General features: G+C 54.1%; 20 protein-coding genes and 2 pseudogenes. 12 read left to right on the forward strand and 10 right to left on the reverse strand.

Annotated elements, in window-relative coordinates:
* Positions 1–554 (reverse strand): annotated as a pseudogene (locus ACR0CZ_RS20215) (IS6 family transposase); the annotation flags it as partial.
* 156 nt (positions 555–710) lie between these two features.
* Here ACR0CZ_RS20215 and ACR0CZ_RS20220 point away from each other — a divergent pair.
* From ACR0CZ_RS20220 to ACR0CZ_RS20245, 6 genes are all read left to right on the forward strand, one after another.
* Positions 711–1,331 (forward strand): glutathione S-transferase family protein, encoded by a 621-nt coding sequence (locus tag ACR0CZ_RS20220; protein WP_170399737.1) that lies wholly within the window; start codon positions 711–713, stop codon positions 1,329–1,331.
* Between the two features lie 36 nt (positions 1,332–1,367).
* Complete coding sequence (locus ACR0CZ_RS20225) at positions 1,368–2,036, forward strand: cupin domain-containing protein (protein ID WP_170399734.1); 669 nt, start codon at positions 1,368–1,370, stop codon at positions 2,034–2,036.
* A gap of 3 nt (positions 2,037–2,039) precedes the next feature.
* Positions 2,040–2,723: an SDR family NAD(P)-dependent oxidoreductase gene (locus ACR0CZ_RS20230; protein ID WP_170399731.1), complete on the forward strand. Its 684-nt coding sequence runs from the start codon at positions 2,040–2,042 to the stop codon at positions 2,721–2,723.
* A 3-nt stretch (positions 2,724–2,726) separates the two neighbouring features.
* Complete coding sequence (locus tag ACR0CZ_RS20235) at positions 2,727–3,788, forward strand: flavin monoamine oxidase family protein (RefSeq protein WP_480537313.1); 1,062 nt, start codon at positions 2,727–2,729, stop codon at positions 3,786–3,788.
* A 6-nt stretch (positions 3,789–3,794) separates the two neighbouring features.
* Complete coding sequence (locus tag ACR0CZ_RS20240; protein ID WP_170399724.1) at positions 3,795–4,358, forward strand: TetR/AcrR family transcriptional regulator; 564 nt, start codon at positions 3,795–3,797, stop codon at positions 4,356–4,358.
* A 63-nt stretch (positions 4,359–4,421) separates the two neighbouring features.
* Complete coding sequence (locus tag ACR0CZ_RS20245; protein ID WP_170399721.1) at positions 4,422–5,279, forward strand: SDR family oxidoreductase; 858 nt, start codon at positions 4,422–4,424, stop codon at positions 5,277–5,279.
* 4 nt (positions 5,280–5,283) lie between these two features.
* Here the strand turns inward: ACR0CZ_RS20245 and ACR0CZ_RS20250 are convergent, their stop codons facing one another.
* Complete coding sequence (locus ACR0CZ_RS20250) at positions 5,284–5,487, reverse strand: CGNR zinc finger domain-containing protein (protein ID WP_170399718.1); 204 nt, start codon at positions 5,485–5,487, stop codon at positions 5,284–5,286.
* A gap of 600 nt (positions 5,488–6,087) precedes the next feature.
* On the opposite strand from ACR0CZ_RS20250, the gene ACR0CZ_RS20255 reads away from it, so the two are divergent.
* The gene (locus tag ACR0CZ_RS20255) at positions 6,088–7,095 is read left to right on the forward strand and encodes an adenylate/guanylate cyclase domain-containing protein (protein WP_170399715.1); all 1,008 of its coding nucleotides are present in this window, start codon (positions 6,088–6,090) and stop codon (positions 7,093–7,095) included.
* A 297-nt stretch (positions 7,096–7,392) separates the two neighbouring features.
* Here the strand turns inward: ACR0CZ_RS20255 and ACR0CZ_RS20260 are convergent, their stop codons facing one another.
* Entirely contained in the window at positions 7,393–8,085 is a 693-nt protein-coding gene (locus ACR0CZ_RS20260; protein ID WP_480504124.1) for a class I SAM-dependent methyltransferase, read from the reverse strand.
* Positions 8,086–8,136: 51 nt separating this feature from the next.
* Here ACR0CZ_RS20260 and ACR0CZ_RS20265 point away from each other — a divergent pair, with 51 nt between their 5' ends.
* A complete protein-coding gene (locus tag ACR0CZ_RS20265) occupies positions 8,137–9,036 on the forward strand; it encodes a LysR family transcriptional regulator (protein ID WP_170399712.1) in 900 nt (299 codons plus the stop codon).
* A gap of 16 nt (positions 9,037–9,052) precedes the next feature.
* Positions 9,053–9,544, forward strand: a complete 492-nt coding sequence (locus tag ACR0CZ_RS20270) for a P-loop nucleotide/nucleoside kinase family protein (RefSeq protein WP_170399709.1) — start codon at positions 9,053–9,055, stop codon at positions 9,542–9,544.
* Between the two features lie 99 nt (positions 9,545–9,643).
* On the opposite strand, the gene ACR0CZ_RS20275 is transcribed toward ACR0CZ_RS20270, so the two are convergent.
* Positions 9,644–10,078, reverse strand: coding sequence for a DUF4345 domain-containing protein (locus tag ACR0CZ_RS20275; protein ID WP_170399705.1), 435 nt, complete (start codon positions 10,076–10,078; stop codon positions 9,644–9,646).
* Between the two features lie 28 nt (positions 10,079–10,106).
* Entirely contained in the window at positions 10,107–10,934 is an 828-nt protein-coding gene (locus ACR0CZ_RS20280) for an NmrA family NAD(P)-binding protein (RefSeq protein WP_480537311.1), read from the reverse strand.
* On the opposite strand from ACR0CZ_RS20280, the gene ACR0CZ_RS20285 reads away from it, so the two are divergent.
* Positions 10,928–12,067 (forward strand): AraC family transcriptional regulator, encoded by a 1,140-nt coding sequence (locus ACR0CZ_RS20285; protein ID WP_170399653.1) that lies wholly within the window; start codon positions 10,928–10,930, stop codon positions 12,065–12,067. The two genes, ACR0CZ_RS20280 and ACR0CZ_RS20285, sit on opposite strands and share 7 nt — an antisense overlap.
* Positions 12,068–12,380: 313 nt before the next feature.
* On the opposite strand, the gene ACR0CZ_RS20290 is transcribed toward ACR0CZ_RS20285, so the two are convergent.
* From ACR0CZ_RS20290 to ACR0CZ_RS20300, 3 genes are read right to left on the reverse strand one after another with little or no spacing between them, the layout of a single operon-like run.
* Positions 12,381–14,354: a pyridoxamine 5'-phosphate oxidase family protein gene (locus ACR0CZ_RS20290; protein WP_170399699.1), complete on the reverse strand. Its 1,974-nt coding sequence runs from the start codon at positions 14,352–14,354 to the stop codon at positions 12,381–12,383.
* Positions 14,355–14,380: 26 nt separating this feature from the next.
* Positions 14,381–14,857 (reverse strand): nuclear transport factor 2 family protein, encoded by a 477-nt coding sequence (locus ACR0CZ_RS20295; RefSeq protein ID WP_170399696.1) that lies wholly within the window; start codon positions 14,855–14,857, stop codon positions 14,381–14,383.
* A 12-nt stretch (positions 14,858–14,869) separates the two neighbouring features.
* Positions 14,870–15,493 carry a glutathione S-transferase gene (locus ACR0CZ_RS20300; RefSeq protein ID WP_170399692.1) on the reverse strand — a complete coding sequence of 208 codons (624 nt, stop codon included), beginning with the start codon at positions 15,491–15,493 and terminating at the stop codon, positions 14,870–14,872.
* 107 nt (positions 15,494–15,600) lie between these two features.
* Here ACR0CZ_RS20300 and ACR0CZ_RS20305 point away from each other — a divergent pair, with 107 nt between their 5' ends.
* Positions 15,601–16,503: a LysR family transcriptional regulator gene (locus ACR0CZ_RS20305; protein WP_170399690.1), complete on the forward strand. Its 903-nt coding sequence runs from the start codon at positions 15,601–15,603 to the stop codon at positions 16,501–16,503.
* A gap of 352 nt (positions 16,504–16,855) precedes the next feature.
* Positions 16,856–20,470: an autotransporter domain-containing protein gene (locus tag ACR0CZ_RS20310; RefSeq protein WP_170399687.1), complete on the forward strand. Its 3,615-nt coding sequence runs from the start codon at positions 16,856–16,858 to the stop codon at positions 20,468–20,470.
* A gap of 305 nt (positions 20,471–20,775) precedes the next feature.
* Here the strand turns inward: ACR0CZ_RS20310 and ACR0CZ_RS20315 are convergent.
* Both ACR0CZ_RS20315 and ACR0CZ_RS20320 read right to left on the reverse strand, forming a co-directional pair.
* Positions 20,776–21,398, reverse strand: a pseudogene (locus ACR0CZ_RS20315) (IS6 family transposase); the annotation flags it as partial.
* 443 nt (positions 21,399–21,841) lie between these two features.
* Entirely contained in the window at positions 21,842–22,621 is a 780-nt protein-coding gene (locus ACR0CZ_RS20320) for an MOSC domain-containing protein (RefSeq protein ID WP_170399685.1), read from the reverse strand.
* Between the last annotated feature and the right edge of the window lie 152 nt (positions 22,622–22,773).

Consider the following 22,773-nt stretch of genomic DNA (forward strand, 5'->3'; position numbering starts at 1 on the left):
CGTTGCATGGCGCGTTCGCGTCGTCGGAAAGGCAGGTGCGAATTCTCGACGCAGTTGCTGAGCCACCAGCCCGTTTTCTGTTTTTTGTCAGTACCAAGCTCTCTGAAAGCGGTTCTATATGAGGCGAAGCGATCTGTGACAACGTTTTCCGCTTTACCGTGTCGCTTCATCAATGTCTTGAGGAATTTCAGCGCTGCAACTTTGTTTCGGCGTTTGGTGACAACGGCTCCCAGCACCTTGCCCTCATGATCTACGACCCGCCAGAGGTAATGCTTCTTGCCATTAACCTTCACAAAACCTCATCCACATGCCACTTCCATTTCGAGAATGCGCGCAGTTGTTGCACCCGCTTTCTTCGGATCTCAGAGGCAAACATCGGGCCAAACCTGTTCCACCAATAGCGGACAGTTTCGTGGCTGACATCGATACCTCGCTCGTGCAGCAGATCTTCGACATTCCGAAGCGAGAGCGAGAAACGGTTGTACTGCATCACCGCAAGGCGGATGATCTCAGGACAGGTGTTTATAGTATTTGAAAGAAGCAGGTCCGGTAATGGGCAATAGCTACGCAATACCCCTGCCCCACTCAAACAAAGTTCTTTTGACAAGACCATCAGAGCAATTCAATCTGACAAGACGTAATAAAGGCTTGCAATACTATCTACCTATTGATAGGTAGATAGTATTGCAAGCCCTGACGGAGGTACTCAGATGAAGATTTATGACGTCGAAGGGTTCCCGAACCCTGCCCGTGTTCGTATTGCGCTGGCTGAAAAAGGCGCGTCAGACAAAGTTGAATTCATCCCTGTGGATGTGATGGGCGGCGAACATCGTACACCTGAGTTCAAAGCCAAAAACCCCGATGCCGCGGTGCCTTGTTTGGAACTGGAAGATGGATCGCACATCGCTCAATGCAACGCGATCACTGAATATATCGACGCAACCTTCGATGGCCCATCATTGACCGGCGTGACTGCGCAAGAGCGCGCCCGGATCTCGATGATGAACCTGCGCGCGGAAAACGGTCTGTTGAATGCGGTCGGCACCTACTTCCACCATGCCACACCTGGCCTCGGCCCGGACCTGGAAACCTATCAATGCGCCGAATGGGGCAACAAACAGAAAGAGGTTGCCGGAAACACTATGGCCTATCTGGATGCGGTATTGGCCGAAAACGAATACTTGGCCGGAGACACATTCTCTGTGGCTGATATCACCGCCTTTGCAGGATTAGCGTTCGCCGATTTTGCCAAAGTTGAAATTCCTGAAACCCTGACCAACCTGCAAGCTTGGCGTGCTAAGATGGCGGCCCGTCCATCTATCGCCGGCTAAGCGAGAACTGCCATTTAAGTTGAAAGGACCCCTCCCATGGAACTCAACTCGGACTTCTCTTCGCGTGTCGTTGTTCACTCTGATCAGCTTGAGTGGCAGGCCTCGCCCATGAAGGGTGTGGACCGGCGCATGCTGGACCGAATTGGTGGCGAAGTCGCCCGCGCCACCACCATTGTGCGCTATGCACCAGGCAGCAAGTTTTCGGCCCACACCCATACGGGTGGTGAAGAGTTCATAGTTCTGGACGGCGTCTTTCAGGATGAGCATGGCGATTTCCCGGAAGGCACCTATGTGCGCAATCCGCCCACAACCGGGCACACGCCCGGCTCAGAACCCGGCTGCACGATCTTCGTCAAACTCTGGCAGTTCGACATGGAGGACCGCAATCAGTTCCGCAAAACCATGGCCGACGAACTGGCCGCACCCGTGAACGGGGTCGCCACTGCGACCCTGCACAAGGATGACCGCGAGGTTGTCACTTACAGCCATGTTGATGCAGGCACCGAGATTACTTCGAATGCGCCGGGTGGTATCGAGCTGTTAATGATTGGCGGATCTCTGACCTCAGGCGGTGACGTTCTGAAAAAGAACGACTGGCTACGCCTGCCTGAGGGTGAAGCGCTGTCGGCTATGGCTGGCCCAGACGGGGCGAAGGTCTGGATGAAGACTGGCCACCTGCCCTTTGCACAGCCACCGGTGGTTTAATTCATGAGTAGCAAGAAACCTCTGGCGATTGTCGCCGGTGCGGGGGCTGGCCTTGGCCAGTCCCTTCTCGCGCGGTTTCAGGCAGGTGGCATGACGGCCATTGGTCTTGGACGGACGCAGCCGCAGGAAACGATCGCGCCGTTTCATCAGGTCGATCTGTCCGATCCGAGTGCGGTTGCGCCAGTGATTTCTGAATTGATCGCTACGCATGGCCCGCCGAAGTTCGTGGTACACAATACGGCTGAGCTGGTGATCGCGCCATTCCCCGAAACCGCATTGGAAGACTATCAGAGAACGTGGACATCAATGGTGCAATCTTTGGTCCTGCTGGGGCAATGTGTTCTGCAACCGATGGTGCGCGGCGGTGGTGGCGCGCTGATCGTTTCGGGGGCCACAGCGTCGCTGCGCGGCGGCCCACGGTTTTCCGCTTTTGCGTCGGCTAAGTTCGCCCTGCGCGGGCTGACACAATCGCTGGCACGTGAATATCAACCGGCTGGCGTACATATCTCGCACGTCGTTTTGGACGGGATCATCGATACACCCCGCTCGCGGGATTTGCACTCGCTGGATCCGTCGAAGATGATGAAACCGGACGAGATTGCCGAGGCCTACTGGCAGTTAGCCCATCAACCGCAATCCACCTGGACCCATGAGCTGGACCTGCGCCCGGCATCTGAGGGGTTCTGAGCGATGCAGACGCAAACTCTGATCATTGGCGCAGGCCTTTCTGGCCTCTGCCTTGCGCGACAGCTACAGGCACGAAACCATGACTACCTGCTGGTCGAAGCGCGGGGTCGACCGGGCGGACGTATCTTGACGGAAAGGCTGGAGGGTGGGTACTTCGACATGGGTCCCGCCTGGTTCTGGCCCGGGCAGCCGCGTATTGCAGCGTTAATAAAGCGGCTCGGTCTGGAGTGGTTCGAACAATATTCAACAGGCGCTCTCAGCTTTGAAAACGAGATCGGCCAGGTCGAGCGCGATCGCGGGTTTGCCTCGATGCAAGGATCGTATCGCTTGAAAGGTGGTCTGGGCGCCCTCACTGATGCGCTTGCCGCTGAGATACCGCCGAAGCGGCTCATCTTATCCGCGCCTATCGTCGGGTTAGAGAAGTCTGCGTCTGGGATCACCGCGACCGCTCAAACTGGGCAGGTCATCCATGCTCAGGAAGTCGTACTGGCCCTCTCTCCTCGCGTGGCGAGCAAGATCGCGTTCTCACCTGCTTTACCAGATGAAGCTTTAGCGGCAATGACTGGGATCGCGACTTGGATGGCCGGCCAGGCCAAAGTCATCGCTGTCTATGATACCCCGTTCTGGCGCACGGCCGGGCTGTCCGGTCACGCGATGAGCCGCAGGGGGCCGATGGTGGAAGTACACGACGCCTCCCCTGCCGAGGGCGGACCTTACGCGTTGTTCGGCTTTATCGGCTTACCCCCGCGCACCCGTAGCAACGAAGAACGGCTGCGGCAGTTGCTCAAAGGGCAACTGTCCAGGCTGTTCGGCGCCGAAGCTGCGGAGCCAAAGACACTCTTTGTTAAAGATTGGGCCTTTGACCCGTTCACCTCTATCGAAGCGGATCAACAGCCGTTATACGCTCATCCGCAATACGGGCTGCCCCATGCGATGACCCGTCTGTGGGATGGCCGTCTAATCTTTGGCGGGACCGAAGTTGCACCACAGTTCGGGGGCTATATCGAAGGCGCCCTGGAGTCTGCGGAAAACGCGCTGGCCCTGATCATGACGGAAAAGGTTTGAGCACGTATGACGAGTGATACCAAGACTGCCCTTCTGGATGTTGCCGAACACGCTGCGCGCGCGAGGGGGTTTGACGGGTTCAGCTATGCCGATCTGGCAGAGGCGGTGGGTATTCGCAAGGCGTCAATCCACTATCATTTCCCGACCAAAGCAGCGCTGTCGGCGGCACTCATGGATCGCTATCATGAGACCCTGCAGGCAGAGTGCAACCGCATCCGGGTAGAACACAAAACCGGGGCCGAGCAAATGCTGGCCCTGATCGACCTCTACCGGGATGCACTCAATGACGGGAAAACCTTGTGTCTCTGCGTGTCGCTCATCAGCAGCCGTGAAAGCCTTTCGGATGACGTGATCCAAAAGATCAGAAAATTCCGCGCCATGATGGTTACCCAAATCGAAGAGATCCTGAAGCTTGGCCAAGAGGATAAATCAATCACCGGTATCACCGATCCGATCTCGGAGTCCCGCGCGATACTGGCCCTTTTGGAAGGCGCGCATCTGACCGCGCGCGCAGAAGAGAATGTGAATACCTTCGATGAGGCTTTGGGCGTTTTAAAGTCCCGCTGTTGACCTTCGCCCCGACACATCGGATCGTTGCCGCAAGCAATTCATTTGATATTCGGAGCTTCCATTATGCCCAAAGTCATTCTGATCACCGGCACGTCAACCGGCCTTGGTGTTCAAATCGCCGTACAAGCGGCCCATGCGGGCCATACTGTCTACGCTACTATGCGAAACCTCGCCAAGCGCGGCATCTTGGATGCGGCCGCCTCTGACGCTGGCGTCAATTTCAACGTGCTTGAGCTGGACGTGCAAGACAGCGCCAGCGTAAACGCCGCAGTCGATCAGATCATCGCGAACGAGGGGCGGATCGATAAGCTGATCAACAATGCGGGTGCCGGATTTATTCGTACAACCGAACAAGCCAGCGAAGAAGAGGTCGCCTGGGTCATGGATGTGAATTTCATGGGTGTCGTGCGCTGCACAAAAGCGGTGATGCCACACATGCGCGCAGCACGCTCGGGCCACGTCATCACAATCTCATCCGTAGGCGGCCTAGTGGGTCAGCCGTTCAACGAGATCTACTGCGCCGCAAAGTTCGCGGTTGAGGGGTACACTGAGGCTTTGGCCAGCTACGTCACGCCCAATTTCGGTATCCATTTCTCGACAGTTGAACCGGGCGGTATTCAATCCGAGTTTGCGACCAATGTGCTGAAACATGTCGAGGCCACGGGCGGGATGCTTGAGGATGAGTATCTACCTATTCTCCAGAAGTATATTGGCGGCGCTCAGGCGCGAATGGATGGCAGCGATATCTATCAAACTTCGGAACAAGTGGCATCAGTTGTCATGGGCGTGGTTGAAGCCTCTGACCCGCCGATCCGCGTTCGCACTTCAAACTGGGGTGAGGCGTTTACTCGCCTGAAAACCGAAGCAGACCCGGATGGAAAAAAGCAACAAGCAGCCGTGATTGAGCAGTTCCTAAGCTAAAACCTTACTGGTGTAAGTCTGCTCTGAATGCAGCAGCCTTGCTGCAATTGCCACAGGTTTCCATGCTGCACCATCGGCGACGTCCGCTTTTTGCGATGTCGAGGAACACCAGCACGCGTCGATCATGCGTACAATCCCTGATCCTTTTCGGATCGGTTTCTGTCGGCAATATCGTAAAGCATTTCGCGACCAGCGCCATGAAAACCATTGCGCGCGTCACGTCATTTCACTCGGTGATAGACCATTCAGCATCATCCAAATGTCGCCGTTTCTCGAATTGGTCTGGGGTATAAGCCTGACCGCTTAGAGAAAAGGTGCCTGCAGGCAATCGCGGCGTCCGACAATCCAATGATAACACCCCGCGGTGGGAGCTTTGCTTGATCCAATGCAGGGCCTTCAATCCGGTCGCCCGACAGACTCACCGTCGAACCCAACAATTTCGCACAGAATCATGAAAAAGCACTCACTCGTTTATCTGGCACTCGCGGCACTCGTGAACGTGGGTAGACGCACTAAAGCGCGTTCGACAATCGGAAGCGCGAGCCAACTGGATTGCATTCAACGGCCCATACCAGGCCTTTGACCGACCTTGAGGGCGCTGCGGCGCAGCCCGTCAGACCGGACTATCGGCGCAATCGCAAGGCGGGATGGCAGACTTCGTACGTTTTGCGGGTCAAAGCGCCAATTCGCTGCATTTGCCTATGAATTCTCCGCGTGACAAAGTGAATGCGCCGACCCTTGAAGTTCACGTTCCCGCCACCCAACGATTCTGATAGCAAAACAGAGAATTCTCGTTCCGGGGGCAGCGTTGATCGACAGACTAACAGCGATTTTTGCTTTGAAGGTCATTGCAGTTTCTATGTGCATTGGCGCGCTCACGCCTCTCATATTCCTAGACGGATACGAGAAACCAGTGGATGCAATTGTCGGCAGTTTGACCGGGTTAATCATTGGTGCAGGATGCCTAACGGTTGAGCTCACCTTTCTCTCTAATCAATCGATCCGATGGCTGCGGCAGACCCCGCTTATCGTCATAATCGGCTTTAGGGCCGTCACTTATAGTCTGATTATCGTTATCGGGATCATACTTCCCGCGCGCGTACTGCTTGATCAGAAACTCTGGCAGGAACCTGAGTTTGCATTCAACTTTGCTCTATCCGCTGCGATCGCTTCTGTCATTTCCACGTCAGTTGAACTGCTAAGACTGTTAGGCCGGGAGGCAACTTTGGCAATCTTCACCGGACAATATCGACGCCCCCGGCTAGAAAACCGAATTGTTCTTTTTGCCGACCTGGTAGGGTCGACCTCGCTCGCGGAGCGGATTGGCGATTTGAGATTCCACGAGTTCCTTTCTGACGTGTCCTACGATCTGTCCCAGCCGATAGAGAGCAGTGGGGGCGAAGTGCATCGATACGTGGGAGACGCAGTCATCGTGACATGGCCGACAGCGAGCCCGAAGAGTTACGAACGGAGTTTTGCGTGCGCGAAGGAAATGCCCCGCACGTTAGAGAGTAAGACCGAAGAATACGTCGCCAGATTTGGGCAAGAGGCAAAGATCAGGGTGGCTCTACATTGTGGGCCGGTTGCGGCAGGTGAGATCGGGACATGGAAAAAGGAGGTAGCCTTGCTGGGCGACACAATGAACACCGTCGCCCGGATAGAAAGTGCTGCCAGAGACTTCGGAGTAGAAGTGGTGATCTCGGATGCTGTCAGGGAACAACTGTCCGATGAAGTTAACAAAATACTATCCCAACTTCCCGCCTACAATGCCCGCGGAAAAACCGATCAAATGGTGCTTTGGACCATCACTAAGTGATTTGCCATTGCAGAAGCTATCGAAATCTAAACACTTGGGCCGTTCGTGTGGACGGCTCAGACCTTCTATTGGCAAACAGTTCTCAACGCTGAATTGCGGCCCGACAGACCTTACTTTCGCCGCGGCCGCAACATCTGGTTCTAATTAACTCATGGTTTTCGGGCAACGCCGCCAATCGCAATAGCTTTCTAAAGGTGGAAACAAACCTGAATGCAGTCCATTCATTCAGGAATTTACTGTTACTGGTGATGTGACACAGATAGCGTTTCCACTTGCAAAGCTGAATGAACTAGAGCTTCAAGGTTTTTGCGCAACAACATAACGACTCTGGAGCATCGAGGCTTGATCGGAAGTATACAGGATTTCAAAGCCTGCACGCTCAATTTTCCTATCAAGCATCGACATAGAAACGAAATTCACAAACGGGGCTTTCCCAAAAAACTGCATGATAGGGATCGCGACACGACTGATCATCGCATACTTGAACCCACCATTCTCAGGCGCACACACCGTTTTGGATATGAAAACCCCACCGGATTTTGTCAATTTGGCAATATGCTCTAGCGCTTGATCCAAATCAGGCAGGAGATGAAGCAGGTTATGCGCCAGAACCGCATCGTAACCACCTTCAACAGGATCGTGCTCGAGAACTTCGGCCACCTTGAAAGTGACATTCTCCAATCCTTCTTTAGCACGCTTCTCGTTGGCAATCTCGATCATGCCCGGAGCGAGATCCGAGGCGGTGATATGGTTGACATGCGGTGCAAGTAACAGCGCGGTTGAACCCGTCCCGCAACCGATTTCCAGTACACTGTCTTCTGCTTTTAGGTGCGACTTCGTACGTTCGAGTGTGTTCAGATACCCTTCCATGTTCCGGATTGGGTCCGCCGCATACTTTCGCGAGATTCTGCTCCAGAACGCGGCATCTTTGGACAAAGCAGCCATTTTATTACTCTCTTTCAAGTTTGTTGTCGCATCCCATACATCCATACACACATTTACTAAATTGCCATAATTCGCAGAAGTGTTATGCATAAATGCATGAACTGGAATGCCATCAATTTCGACTGGAATCAGGTACGGACCTTTCTTGCGACGGCTGAAGAAGGCTCGTTTTCCGCAGCGGCGCGCGTTCTCGAGCAAACTCAACCTACTGTCGGTCGTCAGGTTGCGGCGCTGGAATTGGCGCTTGGGATCACCCTGTTTGAAAGAGTTGGTAAATCGCTTAGTCTAACGACCGCTGGCGCCGAGCTTTTGTTGCATGTCAGAGAAATGGCGGATGTCGCGCACAGGATCTCCCTTACTGCTACAAGCCAGTCGCAAACTGTCGAAGGGCAAGTCAGGATCACCGCGTCAGATGTGATGTCTGCCTATCAGCTGCCGCCTATACTGAAAAAGATCCGACTTGCAGCACCGCGTCTTGAGATCGACGTCGTTGCTGCCAATGACTTACGAGACCTACAGAGACGTGAGGCTGATATCGCCATCCGACATGTACGCCCGACGCAACCAGATCTGACCGCAAAGCTTGTTGCCGAGGCGACGGCACATTTTTACGCAGCACCTGCGTACCTTGATCAGTTGGGAAGGCCGAAAAATGAAAACGAGCTCGCGAAGTTGGATTTCGTGGGGTTTGGCGACATTGACACGATGATCGGTTTTCTCGATCCGGCGGGCGTTAAGGTCACTCGAAAGAGTTTCCGGATTGGCTCGCAAAGCGGAATTGTATCCTGGGAGCTGGTGCGCCAAGGGTTTGGCATCAGTGTAATGTCGGATGACGTGGCTGCCTTGACACCAGGTGTGGAGCGCGTGCTACCCGACCGAGAGCCGTTTAAGTTCCCGATTTGGCTGGCGACGCACTCGGAATTACATACTGCGCGAAGGATCAGGTTGGTGTTTGATCAACTTGCAGATCAACTGAGCACAGGGGCCATTAGGTAGTCCGGGAGTTCACCCTATGTCACAGGTCCAACCAACGCTTCACTTGCTTTGTGGTAAAGTCGCCTCAGGAAAATCAAGTCTGGCGGCGAAACTTGCGAATAGCGGCGGGGCGGTGCTCATTTCAGAAGATGAATGGCTTAGCGTCCTATTCGGCGACCAGATGAACTCCCTGCAGGATTATGTAAATTGCGCTTTGAAATTGCGGCCGGTCATGGGGCGGCACATCGCATCGTTGCTGAAGGCCGGGGTTTCTGTCATTCTCGACTTTCCGGCGAACACAATTGAAAACAGAGCCTGGATGCGCAAGCTGCTGGAAGAAACTGCTGCGACGCACCAGCTTCACTTTTTGGACTTACCGGATGAGGTTTGTCTGCGCCGGCTGCACAAGCGCAACAGTGAAGGTGCGCATGCCTTTGCAGCAACGGAAGATCAATATTGGCGTTTGGCGAGGTATTTCGAGGCACCATCACCCGAAGAAGGTTTTAATGTCATAACTCACAATCGGTAGCGCCAGCCATTCAGTATTTCGCGGAGTCACTCAGATATTTTGGCCACCCACTCTGTATCGGTGAATGGCCAAATGCACTCAGGCAGCTTTCACTGTGTCTCAAATCCGAAGTTTACGCGACGACATGAGGTGCATGCCAGCTTTCGTTAGCCGCCCTTTGCTCGCGGCCCACAAACACAGCAGTCCAAGTACCATCTCTATCCCAAGAGCAGAAAGGATGCTGTCCGATGGTCGTCCATCAAGCATAATGCTGACCACGCGCCCCGCGGCAAAGGCGAAGAACACAGTGGCTCCAAGCCAAGCTGATGTCTGGGCCATCTTTTGGTATAGCGCTCCCGACAGAATGATCAGGCCAAGTGCAGCCAGATTGGCAGCAGGTGCGCGCAATTCGCTCATCAAGTTCGGTTGCGGCGAAATATCAATGCCGTAGCTGGAGTAAAAGGCCAGTGGGGCCAGCGTGATGATCAGCCCCAGGGTGGCTGCAACAAGACCCGCCAACCCCAGGACAAGCCTGCGTTTTACGTCAAACGTCATGATTGTGTTCCTTTGTCGTCAGACCGACTCATGCAGCTTGTGCCCAAGCGCCAGACTTTGCGGCTTCATCAGCAAAATCGGAGAAATCGCGCGGAGCTCTCCCCAAGGCACGTTGAACACCGTCCGCAGTGTTCGCATTGCGACCATCAAGCGTTTCCCTCGCTATGTCAGTAATCACGTCAGCAATCATCTCTCCGCTCGCGTTGATGATTTCCGCATGGAAGTCTTCAAACGAAATCGGCACATATTGCACGGTTCTGCCCATTGCGCGCGAAAGTTCGGCAGCCATTTCGGCAAATGTCATGAGACGCGGCCCTGTAACTTCATACAGCTCACCAGTGTGTCCTTCCTCGGTCAAGGCGGCGACGGCAACGTCGGCAATGTCGTCCACGTCGATAATCGGTTCACGCACGTCACCTGCGGGCATGGGCAACACACCGGCCATTACCGGCTCCAGCAATGCACCTTCAGAGTAGTTTTGCGCAAACCACGCCGCACGGACGATCGTAAAGGGCACACCGGAGTTCCGAACAACCCCTTCAGCACGTTCGGCATGAAATTCTCCGCGACCTGTTAACAGCACAAGTCGCTGCAGTCCTTTTTCTCGAGCCAATGCCGTGAAGGCCGCAACTTGCTCGACCGCGCCCGGAAAGGCGATGTCAGGAAAATAGGAAATATAGGCGGCAGAAACACCGTCCAGGATTGCGGGCCATGTCTGCGGATTTTCCCAATCAAATGGGGTTTTGCTATTCCGCGATCCACGCCGAACTGCATGACCCCTGTCTTCAAGGCGCGTCACGATACGTGATCCGGTTTTACCTGTTGCGCCAAGTACGAGAATGGTTTGCTGTGTCATCGGTCATCTCCTTAAAATCAGTCAATGACCCCAAAATAGGTAAGCACGAAGGACGAAAAAGTCTGCATTGTCCTAACTTTTTATCCATTCATCCAAATACTGTAGACAATTGGGAAGATATCGAACAGTCTGGTGCAGTGAGCCAGATCAACCCCCATATTCCCGACCCCCATGCACTGGCGCAGCCAATCGGTGATCCGCTCGGGGAAATTCTTCATCTTCTGAAACTGACGGGTACATTCTATTGCCAGTCGCGCATGTCTGCGCCTTGGGGCGTTTCTATACCGGGTTTCCCCGAAATACTGAGCTTTGCGGTCATTACGCACGGGCGTTGCTTTATGAGGGTCGGAGAAGATGTGCCGTTTGAAGTCGAGAAAGGCGACTTGGTTCTGATGACAAATGGCGCGCCAGTTGGGTTCTCCAGCTCAAAAGACACCCCACTTTTGAAACTGGAAGAACTGCCCATACGCAAGGTGACCGAGCTCTACGAAACGCTAGAGCACGGCGGTGGTGGAGCCGAGACCGGAATCATGTACGGGCTCGTCAGGATAGATCACGCGGCCAGCGGCATGTTGATGGCCTTGCTTCCCGACGTACTCAAAATCGATCCGTGGGAAGAGGATGCAGGGAGCTGGCTACAAGCAACTTTGCAATTCATTGCAAGAGAGGCGCGTGAATTACGACCGGGCGGCGAAACAGTGATTACACGCTTGGCCGATGTGGTTGTCATCGAGGCTATTCGCCGATGGTTGAACAGTGCGCCCGACGCCAATCGAGGTTGGCTGAAAGCCGCCAGAGACCAACAGATTGGCCGCACTATTGTTTCCATTCATCGCGCACCCGCAGCAAACTGGACAGTCGAGTCTCTTGCACAGGTTGCAGGTATGTCCAGATCGGCATTTTCCGCACGGTTTACCGAGCTCGTCGGTGTGCCGGCAATACAATACCTTGCGACCTGGCGGATGCATCTGGCGCGAGAACGATTAATTGCTACCGATCAACCAATCTCGCAAATCGTGGCTGAGATCGGGTACCTATCTGAACCTTCTTTTAACAAAGCATTCAAACGGGTTTTTAACATGCCTCCAGGGAAAGTCCGCAAGCTGCAACATCAGTCACAAGGCGCTGTTTAGTCGAAAATAGACACGTCTTGCGAAAAGCGTATTTGCTTTGAGTCTAAACAGGTCGGCTTCAGGCTCGTTGCAGACTTCGGTGCAGACGCAGCGCAAGCGCCTTCCCCGTTCTCCACGATACATCCAACGGCCTAAACCGGGCCTCGCGCGGAGCGATCAGTTTCCGCGAGTGCAGCCCACATAGCGGTCATCGATCCGGGATAGCACTGAGGAAACCGGTATCGTTTCGACTTGGTGAAAACCTTTCCAACACTCAATCATAGAGTTGATTATGCTGCCCGGAGACGTCATGGGCAGGCTTTTTATCCCCCTATCAAAACACAAACGTCTCACGGTGAAGCCTTGCTTCCTCGAGGCCCAAATCGTTAAGCGCCGCTTCAGAACTGGTCATCAAAGTTTCAGGGCCGCACATATATACATCTCGCATTCCGAGATGCGCGACCGATTGAATGTCTTTGCTATGCATGCGTCGCTCCTGAAGCTGCAGCGGCTGATCGGTGAATGCTGCGTTCAGATCATCGCGAGCGGATTTCGCAGCCAATGCGTTTTCGCCTGCGCTTTGAAACGCGACAATACGTAGTGTCACCTGGTCCGAAACACAGCTGTTTTTTTTCGCAAAGTGCTGCAGAACTGCAATGTCATCGTCCCGACCGGAAAACAGAAACACGATATCGATGGACTGGTCCTGCGGGTAAGCCTCTACCACTTGTTTGAGTCCGTCCCACATCACCATGAACGGGGTGATGCCAACGCCACCCGCGATCCAAAGCATCTTTGCTGGGAACTTTGGGGGGCTGCCCTCAGCCACTTCGGAAAAACAGGAAAAGCCCGCTCCGGTGCCTTTGAATTTAACTGGAAGATTGTACGTGATCAGCTTCTCCGCGTTGTTGTGCAGGAGGTTGGACATCAGACCGCCTGGTTTGCGTTTGACCGTAACACTGATCCGATTGGTCGTGCGAAACGCGTTGTTCTCTTCGTCAAACTTTGGCGCTCCGGAAAGCGTCCATGTGCGGACGTAGTCCTCGTTCACAAGCTGAGGGTTTGTCTCGTTTACGTGGCTGTATCCGGCGTCCACCAGGTCGGAGAAGTCAAAGACGCCAAAGCCACCGGGCAATGGGGCATTGATTGCCTCAGACAACTCGAATTCGAAGGTACTGATTGTGCTGGACAGGGGTTTTGTAGCGATAAGCTTGGCGGTCAACGGGATAGCGGCGTCGTGCGCCTTGATTGCATGCCCCATCTTCTCCAACTCTGCGCGCAAATATTTGACCGGCGGATTGTAGGGGGAGAGTTGCTCTTTTGATGCCTGCTTGAGGTTTAGGCCTCCACGCACAAAAACCGCGCCCGTTACCTTGATACGTGTCAGCAGGCTCACGCGCGGCATCAGCGCATCTGCGTCATCCCCAAGCAGATTTTCAGCATCCCCCGTAATGTAGAGGATCTCACCGGTTTCAAAGTCTGGAAAGACCAGCCCAACCTTCGGGTCCGTTTCGATATTGCCCAGCGACTGGTAGAAGCGATTGCCAGAATGATCGGGCAGAACCAAATAGGTCGTAACCCGCGCCCCGTCGTTCTCCTCGTAGAGCCGGGTAAAGCCGGGCGCGCCGCCGCGATGATTGACGCCCATATCGGTCTGAGCGCCTGCAGTGGTGGCATCGCTTGTATGTTTTGTCGCCAAGAACAAGGTGCTGGCGCGCGCCACGACGGATTTGGCCTCATTCGACAGCACAGATGAGTGCACATCGAAGCCGTCATGGATAATTTCAGGGTTGCGTCGCGTGTGCCCTAAGGAACGGACTGTAATGTACTTTGGACAGTTCCCCAAGTGCTGATCGGACAACAGTTGTAACCTGATCTTCTCCTCGCCCTCGACATCTGCGGTACGTATGGAGCCCGCAATTTTGTTTCGTCGGCGGTTACCGAAATCGATCCCAACCCCGGCAAAGAGCCGCGCTTCAAGGCCCGATGCGGGATCCTGGCTCACAGCACGCACAAAGGGATCATGCGGATTGGTTTCCGCGACCACATGCGTGGTGTTCTGGCCCGCAACCTGAATGCCAACAGAAGGGTCGCTGTCTGATTGTGTAACCAGAAGGCTGACCCACGGACGCCCATTACGATCAAGCGTTGCGAGCGGCAAATAGGACAGACCCGCAAAGAAATCCGCATGCTGTTTCGGCATATCGCTTTCGATGTAGTGCGGAATCGCATCGCTCACCTCTTTGGGAGTGTGACGCCGCTCTTGCAGCATCAACTCACCTCTGTGCGATTTATGTATCTGTGCCATCGCTTGATCCTTTCACCAGAGCCACGCTAGAGCCCGAGATCGCTCAGACCGGGGTGGTCATCCGGACGGCGCCCCGGCGGCCAGCGGAACTTTCTGTCCGCCTCTTGGATGGGGTGTTCATTGATGCTGGCAAACCGGCGTTCCATGTAGCCATCCTTGTCGAACTCCCAATTTTCATTGCCATAGGCCCGGAACCAGTTTCCGCCGTCATCGTGGTACTCATAGGCGTAGCGGACCGCGATGCGATTGCCGTCATGTGCCCAAAGCTCTTTGATCAGACGGTAGTCCAGTTCCTTGGCCCATTTCCCGGTCAAGAACTCCTCAATCTGATCGCGCCCTTGGGGAAACTCGATCCGGTTGCGCCACTTGCTGTCCGGCGTGTAGGCCAGCGCGACCTTGGCCGGATCCCGGCCGTTCCAGCCGTCCTCAGCCAGGCGCACCTTTTGAATGGCGGTTTCTTTTGAGAACGGTGGCAAAGGATGCCGTTGGGCTTCGGTCGTCATGGGTTTGCCCTTTCACTCTGCAACAAGACCAACAGCCGTCGCCGGCATCGCTTCAAAACCGGGCAAGGCCTCAAACCGAGCGAGCCAGGCACGGACATTCGGGTATGGCTCGAGAGAGACATTCCCCTCCGGCGCGTGTGCCGTATAGGAGTAGTTAGCCACATCAGCGATCGTGGGTTGCTCGCCGACGAGCCAGTCGCGGCCCGTGAGCCCATGCTCCAGTTTCTGCATCGCTTTTTCGGCAGTCGCGGCTGCAAAGTTCGGGTCCAGCGGCGCGCCAAAGACGGTGATCAACCGCGCAGCGCAAGAACCAAACGCAATCTCTCCAGCCGCTAAAGTGAGCCAACGCTGCACGTTTGCTTCTCCGACCGCATCACTTGGTATCCAATCAGGCGCATATATCCGCGCAAGATAGACAAGAATCGCGTTCGAGTCGGACATAACAACCTCGCCATCCTCAAGGACGGGCACTTGCCCATTTGGGTTCATCGCAAGAAATTCAGGCGACTTATGCGCGCCAGCTGCCAGATCGACAGGAACAACCTCATGTGCAATCCCGGCAAGTTTCGCAAAGACCAAAGCGCGGTGTGCATGGCCAGATTTGGCGAAATGGTGAATACGAACAGCGTTGGACATGGGTTTCTCCGGTTGGTTGCGGGTGTTGAACAAGCAATACATATTGCGCTTCTTGATGATAATCCCCTATATTTGACGAACTTTAAGCCCTCAGAAGGCGCAATGGGATGGACAAGATAGACCGCATGCGGGCCTTTGCGCTGGTTGCAAAGAACATGTCGTTCACCGTCGCTGCGCAGCGCATGGGGCGGTCTGCGCGTTTGGTCAGTAAGTACGTCGCTGATCTGGAAAACGCGCTTGGTGTACAGCTGCTCAATCGCACGACCCGCAGCGTGTCGTTGACAGATGCGGGTGCAACATACCTGATGTTGTGCGAGCCGCTTCTCGACGGATTCGACGAACTCGAAGACAGGGTCAGAAATGAGCAGGCGTCCCTTCGCGGTGTGATCCATATCTCGGCGCCAACGGGGTTTGGCGCATTGCGGTTGGTACCTTCGCTCGCCAAATTCGCTGAGAAACACCCCCATGTAGAGCTCGATCTGAAGTTTTCTGATCGCAGAGCGTCGATTGTTGAAGAAGGCCTCGACCTTGCTGTCAGGATTGGCCCAATGCGGGACAGCTCGCTCAAGGTTCGGCAATTGGGCCGCATGCCCTTGGTTGTCTGTGCCTCACCCACCTATTTGGAACGCGCAGGGCGCCCGGACCATCCCCGGGCACTGGCCAAACATGAGTGTATCCTCGATGGCAATATGACAGAGCCTACAGTGTGGAGGTTCGACTTCGGCGGCCAAGAAGAGGCTATCCAAGTGACCGGACGCTTCCGAATGAATGCTCCCGCTGCGTCAGCTCGCCTTGCTGAACAAGGCGCCGCCATCGCACGGTGCCCGGCATATACAGTCGCAGATGCCTTACGGTCCGGCGATCTGGTCGAGCTGTTTCCGGAGAACCGGGTGTCGCCATATGTCGTCGCTGCATTATTTCCACAGAACAGGCGCATTACAACTCGGGTGCGCGCGCTTCTGGATCACCTAGCAGGCGACACGACTTTATGTCCTGATGGAAAGCGCTGACGGCCCGTTGCAGACATTCGACGTGTATCCGAAGTTCTGCGCTAAGAGCGCTCAGCAGAAATTTGAGTGGGCACGAGTTCTAAACCCGTTTGGCATTCATGCAGACAGTTGGAGGTTATTTGAATAATTCTATCATTCCACCGGATCCAAGTAGGGAGCTGCCGCTGGCCGGTTTTTTCAGAGCATGCATGTGATCAAATTGCATCATACAAAAGACCAGTCAGAAATTCGTTAATATATCGTTAATCGGAACATCAAAAAGCCATCTTTTTTTTGCTGCTAACAAATACGCGGAGGTTTTCGCGCAAAAAAGTTGCGGTGGTTTCCAGACCACTCTTAAGGGGTGAACAAGATGTTACGAGTAAGCGGTTTGAACCGCAAAGCGCGCCGTCGTACAGCGGCACTTTCCAAAGCGCAGACGAGCAAATACCATCAAGGAAAATCCGCTGCATATCGCGCTTTCGCTGCTCCAGTTGCTGCCGGTGCGATAGGTTTGGGTGCATCGATTGGAGTGGCAACTCCTTCGATCGCGCAAACGGTTGTTCCCCCATCAAACGGTCCGTGCAGTGTTGCGGGTGACCTCGCCACCTGTACGGGAGATGTTTCAACGGGTGTTCAGGCAAACGGGCCAGCAATCGAAACGCTCAATATCAATAACGTGACTGCTCCGGGAATTGCACCGGGCGGTGGAACAGACGGAGTGGCTTTCAGCACACCAACAGGTAACGTAACCCTTAACATCCAGACGAATGGAACTGACGGCATTGTCACGACGGGGAACGGCGCGGATGGGATTGTTGTGGATGCGGACGGCGACGGGGATGTTTCGATCACATCGACGGGAGAAATTGCAACCGACGGACGTCGATCCTTTGGCATTCGATCCGATCTTGAGGGTGACGGTGCCATTTCGGTTAACTCGACCGGCAATATCACGACATCTGGACGCAGCAGAAGCGCCGGTATCGGCGCTACGCAACAAGGTGGTGATGGCGATGTGTCAGTGGTTTCAGCGGGTCGTATAAGCACATCGGGCAGCCGTTCAGACGGAATCTACGCCAATCAGGACGGTGGAGACGGCACGGTATCGGTCAACTCAGCGGGCGATATCAGCACAATTCGAAATCGATCAACAGGCATCACCGCTCTTCAGAGTGGCGGCGAAGGGGATGTCTCGGTGGTGTCGAATGGCAATATCTCAACGGCTGGAAACAACTCTGGCGGTATACTTGGACAGCAAAGCGATGACGATGGCGATGTCGCGATCCTATCAACCGGAAACATCACAACAGAAGGAAACAACGCGAACGCCGTCTTGGCGCGTCAAAATGGCGGCGATGGGGATATCTCCATTGAATCCGAGGGCAACCTCTCGACTTCTGGAAATAACGCCCGCGGGATCTTTGCACGGCAAGACGACGGTGACGGCGATATCACGATCCGCTCGACCGGAAATATCACGACAGAAGGAAACAACGCTGACGGCATCTTTGCCCGCCAAAGGGGCGGAGACGGAGATATCAGCGTCACTTCGTCGGGCAATATTTCGTCCGCAAGGGACGGCATCCGCGCGCTTCTGACCAATGATGGCGACATTACAATTTCGAACCGGGGCGATGTCAGCGGCGCAGAAGCGGGCGACGGTATCAACGCCACGGTGAATGGCGCTGGTGATGTCGTCGTCGACAGCATCGGGGATATTACTGGCAGAGAATACGGGATTTACGGCGTAGCAAATGGAACAGGCAACGTAACGGTCAATTCTAACGGCAACATTTCTGCTGAAGAAGAACATGCGATCTTTGCTGACGCGGAGGACGGGAATGTGACCGTCAATGTGACGGGCGACGTCCAATCCCTCGATAGCGATGCAATTGATGTGGAAACCGGCAGCCCCGGAGGCGTGATTGACGTCACTGTGGTGGGCAACATCACTGGCGATGCGATCGGCATTGACGCTGATGCCGAGGATTCCGGTGATATCAACATTCAGGTCACAGGTGATATCCGCGCCGGTTCGGATGACGGCATCGAAGCCGAAGTTGATGGTGACGGCGACATCTCGATCACGATGAACGGTGATATCGAAGCAAGCGAACACGGGATCCGCAGCTTTGTTGCTGGCGACGGAAACATCTCGGTTGAAGCGTCGGGTGAAATTGCGGCGGAAAATATTGATGGCATTAACGCTGAAATAGACGGAAACGGCGATGTTACTATTTCGGCATCCGGTACCATCGATGCCGAAGTTGACGGAATCTTCGCCCATGTGACCGAGAACGGCAACATAAGCATTACAAACGCTGCATCCATAACCGCCAGAAACGACGAGGGAATTGACGCCGAAATCTTCGGAGATGGCGATGTCTTCATTAGAAACTCGGGGCGGATAACCTCTCGCGAAGACGATGCGATCGAAGTGGATGTCGAGGGAAGCGGCGATGTCAGCATTGTGAACTCTGCCCAGCTCACCGCCGATTCCGACGCGATCGATATCGAACTAAACGGTGACGGCGATGCCCGTGTGACCAACAGCGGGGCGTTGCGTTCGCTGGACAATAACGGGATCGAAGTGGACGTGGACGGAGCCGGTTCAATCACCATTGTGAACACCGGAAATATTGATGCGTTCGAATACGGTATCGAGATCGAAGATCGCGACAACAACGCCGCTGCAATAATCACAAACTCCGCCCGCATCACCGGTCGAGAAGGCTTTTCCATCGTATATGGCGGCGACGGGAACGACACGTTGAATCTCGAGCCCGGCTCGATTCTGAACGGATCGGTCGATTTCGGCAATGGCAACGATGGCATGGGGGGCACGAACCCGAATGACATTGACACGTTGAACTTTGCGCGCGGGATGAATTCGGTTGTAAATTTTGCTGATGCATCGGGTGACGATAATGACCTCGCATCCGCCCCCGAAGTCGTCAATTTTGAAGGGGCCGGCGTTGTGGCCAACAATGGCCTCACTGCGGTTTCGGTGGATACGACGGGATTCGCGGCCCAAGGTACCTTTATCAGCGATCTCACCGACGCGGTGTTCAATACGATTGACACCGCCAGCCCCTATGCGTCCGGCTCGTCCGGTGGCCAGGTTAGCAGAAACCTGGGTCCTTTCGGGTATGTTGAACAGGATAACGGCCCATATGTCTGGGGTTCAGCCTTCGGAGGAGATCGCGATGTTGAAGAAGACGGTTCAAATCTTGGATTCAGCCATCGTATGTACGGTTTCGTAGTTGGTGCCGAGACGAATGAATTCATCGATAACAGCGATTTTGGTGTTCTTGTCGGATATGACGACAGCCATGTCTCGCTGGATCAAGACGCAGGAGATACCGATATCACGTCATATTTTGGGGGCGTCTACCTCGAAAGGGACTACGGACGATACAGCCTCAACGCAGCGCTTCTTGCTGGCGTAACCGACAATGAAGCGACCCGAAACGTTGATGGCGGCGAAGCGAAAGGCGATTTTGACGGCACGTTCGTTTCGCCATCGCTCTCGATCTCGGCACCCATCAACGCCTTGCCAATTCCTGCCTTCTTCAGTGCACGCGCAAGCTATGTCTTTCTGAAACTTGATGAATATACCGAAACAGGAACCGCGTATCCGCTGACTGTCGAAGATCGGAACGTTTCGCTGTTCAACACGCGGGCTCAATTGAACTTGCCCCGCCTCTACGAGGCCGCAAATGGATCGAGTACCTACCTGAACTGGGCCGTTGGAGTAGATGCAACTTTTGATGCAGGATCCGACGATGTGGACGCAATCGTAGCAGCGACACCCTTTTCTTTCGTAGCTTCAACAGAAGATGCAGCTGCAGGGTTTCTTGGAATTACGCTTGAACATACCTCTGCAGATGGAAACCGATCGATAGGCTTCAGCGGCGAGTTTCAATCAACTTTTGGTGGTGGATCCAGTGTTGTCGGAGAACTCACGGCTTCCATAAGGTTCTAAACCAACGAATGGCCGTATTGTTAGGTAAAATGTTGTTTCTTAACAGCCTCTTCAAACTGACTGCCTTAACATGGGAGCGTCTGTTTAGTTTCGTAACGCACGTCCAAGCTATCTACGCCTACGAAATCAAGGGGGCTTTTTTGTATCTTCGATTCTAGCCGTAGGCGTCGACCGCGAAGGTCGGATTTCGCCTCCGCTACCGGATAGGTTTGCAACCGCAGAGAATGTCAGCTTCCCGCCCTTCGGGACCAAAGTGCTGTCAGACGAATTCGAACCAGTCTCAGTTTGCCACGGAAACCGCGAACCTACCCGGAACAAAGTTGACGCCACTCGCTAAGAGCAGCGGCGCGGGTCAGCTTGACGGTGTCTCGGCTGGTTAGCGATCTTTCCTGGTTGAAGTGGTTGTATACGGAGGAATGGACGGCGGCGAATTTCTGCAGACTTCGCATGCGCCCGAAACGTTGCATGGCGCGTTCACGCCGTCGGAAAGGAAGGTGTGAATTCTCGACTCGGTTGTTAAGCCACCTGCCCGTCTGTTGTTTTTCGGCAGCGCCAAGCTTTCTAAGAGCGGCCCGGTACGATGCGAAGCGATCCGTGACGACGGTTTCCGCTTTACCGTATCGCTACATCAATTTCTTGGGGAATTTCAGTGCTGCTGCTTTGTTTCGACGTTTGGTAACGATTGCTTCGAGCACTTCGCCCTCATGATCGACGGCCCGCTAGAGGTAGTGTCTCTTGCCATTCGCCTTCACGAAAACCTCGTCCACGTGCCCTTCCATTTGGAGTATGCTCTGAATAGCTGAACACGCTTTCTTCTGATCTCAGCAGCAAACATTGGGCCAAACCTGTTCCACCAATACCGGACAGTTTCGTGGCTCACGTCGATGCCTCACGCGTGCAACAAATCTTCGACATTCCGAAGCGCAACGCCGGGTGGACAAAGAGGCACCGCGGGACTGATCGGTAGATTGAGGTTGTTCAACGACTTCAACACCGGAACCCATGTTCTCCCATGGACGTCAGCAATCCCGATCTTCATGCTTTCAACGTGGAAGCTGCCATAGGTTACGTTCTGAAGGAAGCAGGACCCGAGGTCGCAGCCCAATATCAATATAGTGTGCAAAGATTGCAGCCCGGTGAACGCCGGATTTTTTACAATGCAGTTTTGGGACAGAGGAGGTCCTACTCAGCGCGGTACACGACAGGCCCTCCTAAGTTCAAAAAATCGTAGTAGAATTTCTCATTGCGAATCGAAATGATGTAACGCCTCAAATGGCAGAAATCGCCGCTTTGCTAAGAGTAGACACAAATCATTTGAGAGAACGCGGGACAAACCGCGTGGGGTTGCTACTTTGGCGGTGTGAGTAACATTCAATTTAAGATTTCCCCAGTTTGGCCGACTCTCAACGTTCCGCCTTTAGCAACCTCAACATAGACACCCATGTCCGTATGACCCATCAACACCCGAATTTGATAGGGTATCTTCATGTCCCGCTCGGCCGTTTCCGGGTTCACTTCAGTGGCTGCACACCTTTTCGTACGTGAAAGTATCTTTAACTCAACATCGCCAAATCTGAAAACTGATCCAGCTTCATCCAACTCAGAAAACGGAGGTAAACCGTCCATCTCGATATTCGCCCGGAAGCGCGCTGGGTGGATTTCTGCGTTCAGTTTTTCACCCAACTTTTCCACAGACGCCAAATTTAAAACGGATATCGCGTTCATCATTTTGGGTGATACGACAGACACATCTGTAAACCGATGAGGAGCCGACGAAACGAATATTGGCGGTTCGGGATCTTTTAAGCCGATCTCTGAAGAAAGGAAATTTGACGCATTTTTCCGATCTTCTGCAGCTTGCATGTTAAAGCTGTGTGTTTTGCCGCTCGCTTTGATCACAAGATCTTGGGTCTCAATATCAAAATTCGTCTTAACACCTGCCAGAGCGGCCTCATTTAATAGAACAACAAAGCGATCTTTCGGCAGAGGCTGAGGGTTCTGTGCGTTAAATCCGGAGTTGTAGCGCGCGAACCCGAAAAGGCGATCACCTGGAATCCCCTCCCCTGCTCGCAGCGTCACGGTTTGCATAGGCTCGGCACTCAATCCTTTAATTGGATAGCGGTTCAATCTGACGATAGAGAGTGTGTTCATACGTCTGCACCTGACCAAACGAGTTATACACGTTCCCGAGTGGTCCGCGCTATTTGACGCTACCTCCAATTCTCAAAGGTATCGACCAAATAATCTGTGAGTGCTTCAGCAGAGGGTTCGCTAAACGCGTTGGCCGCATGATGGCCGCGATT

The sequence above is a fragment of the Ruegeria sp. H9 genome (assembly GCF_056532915.1).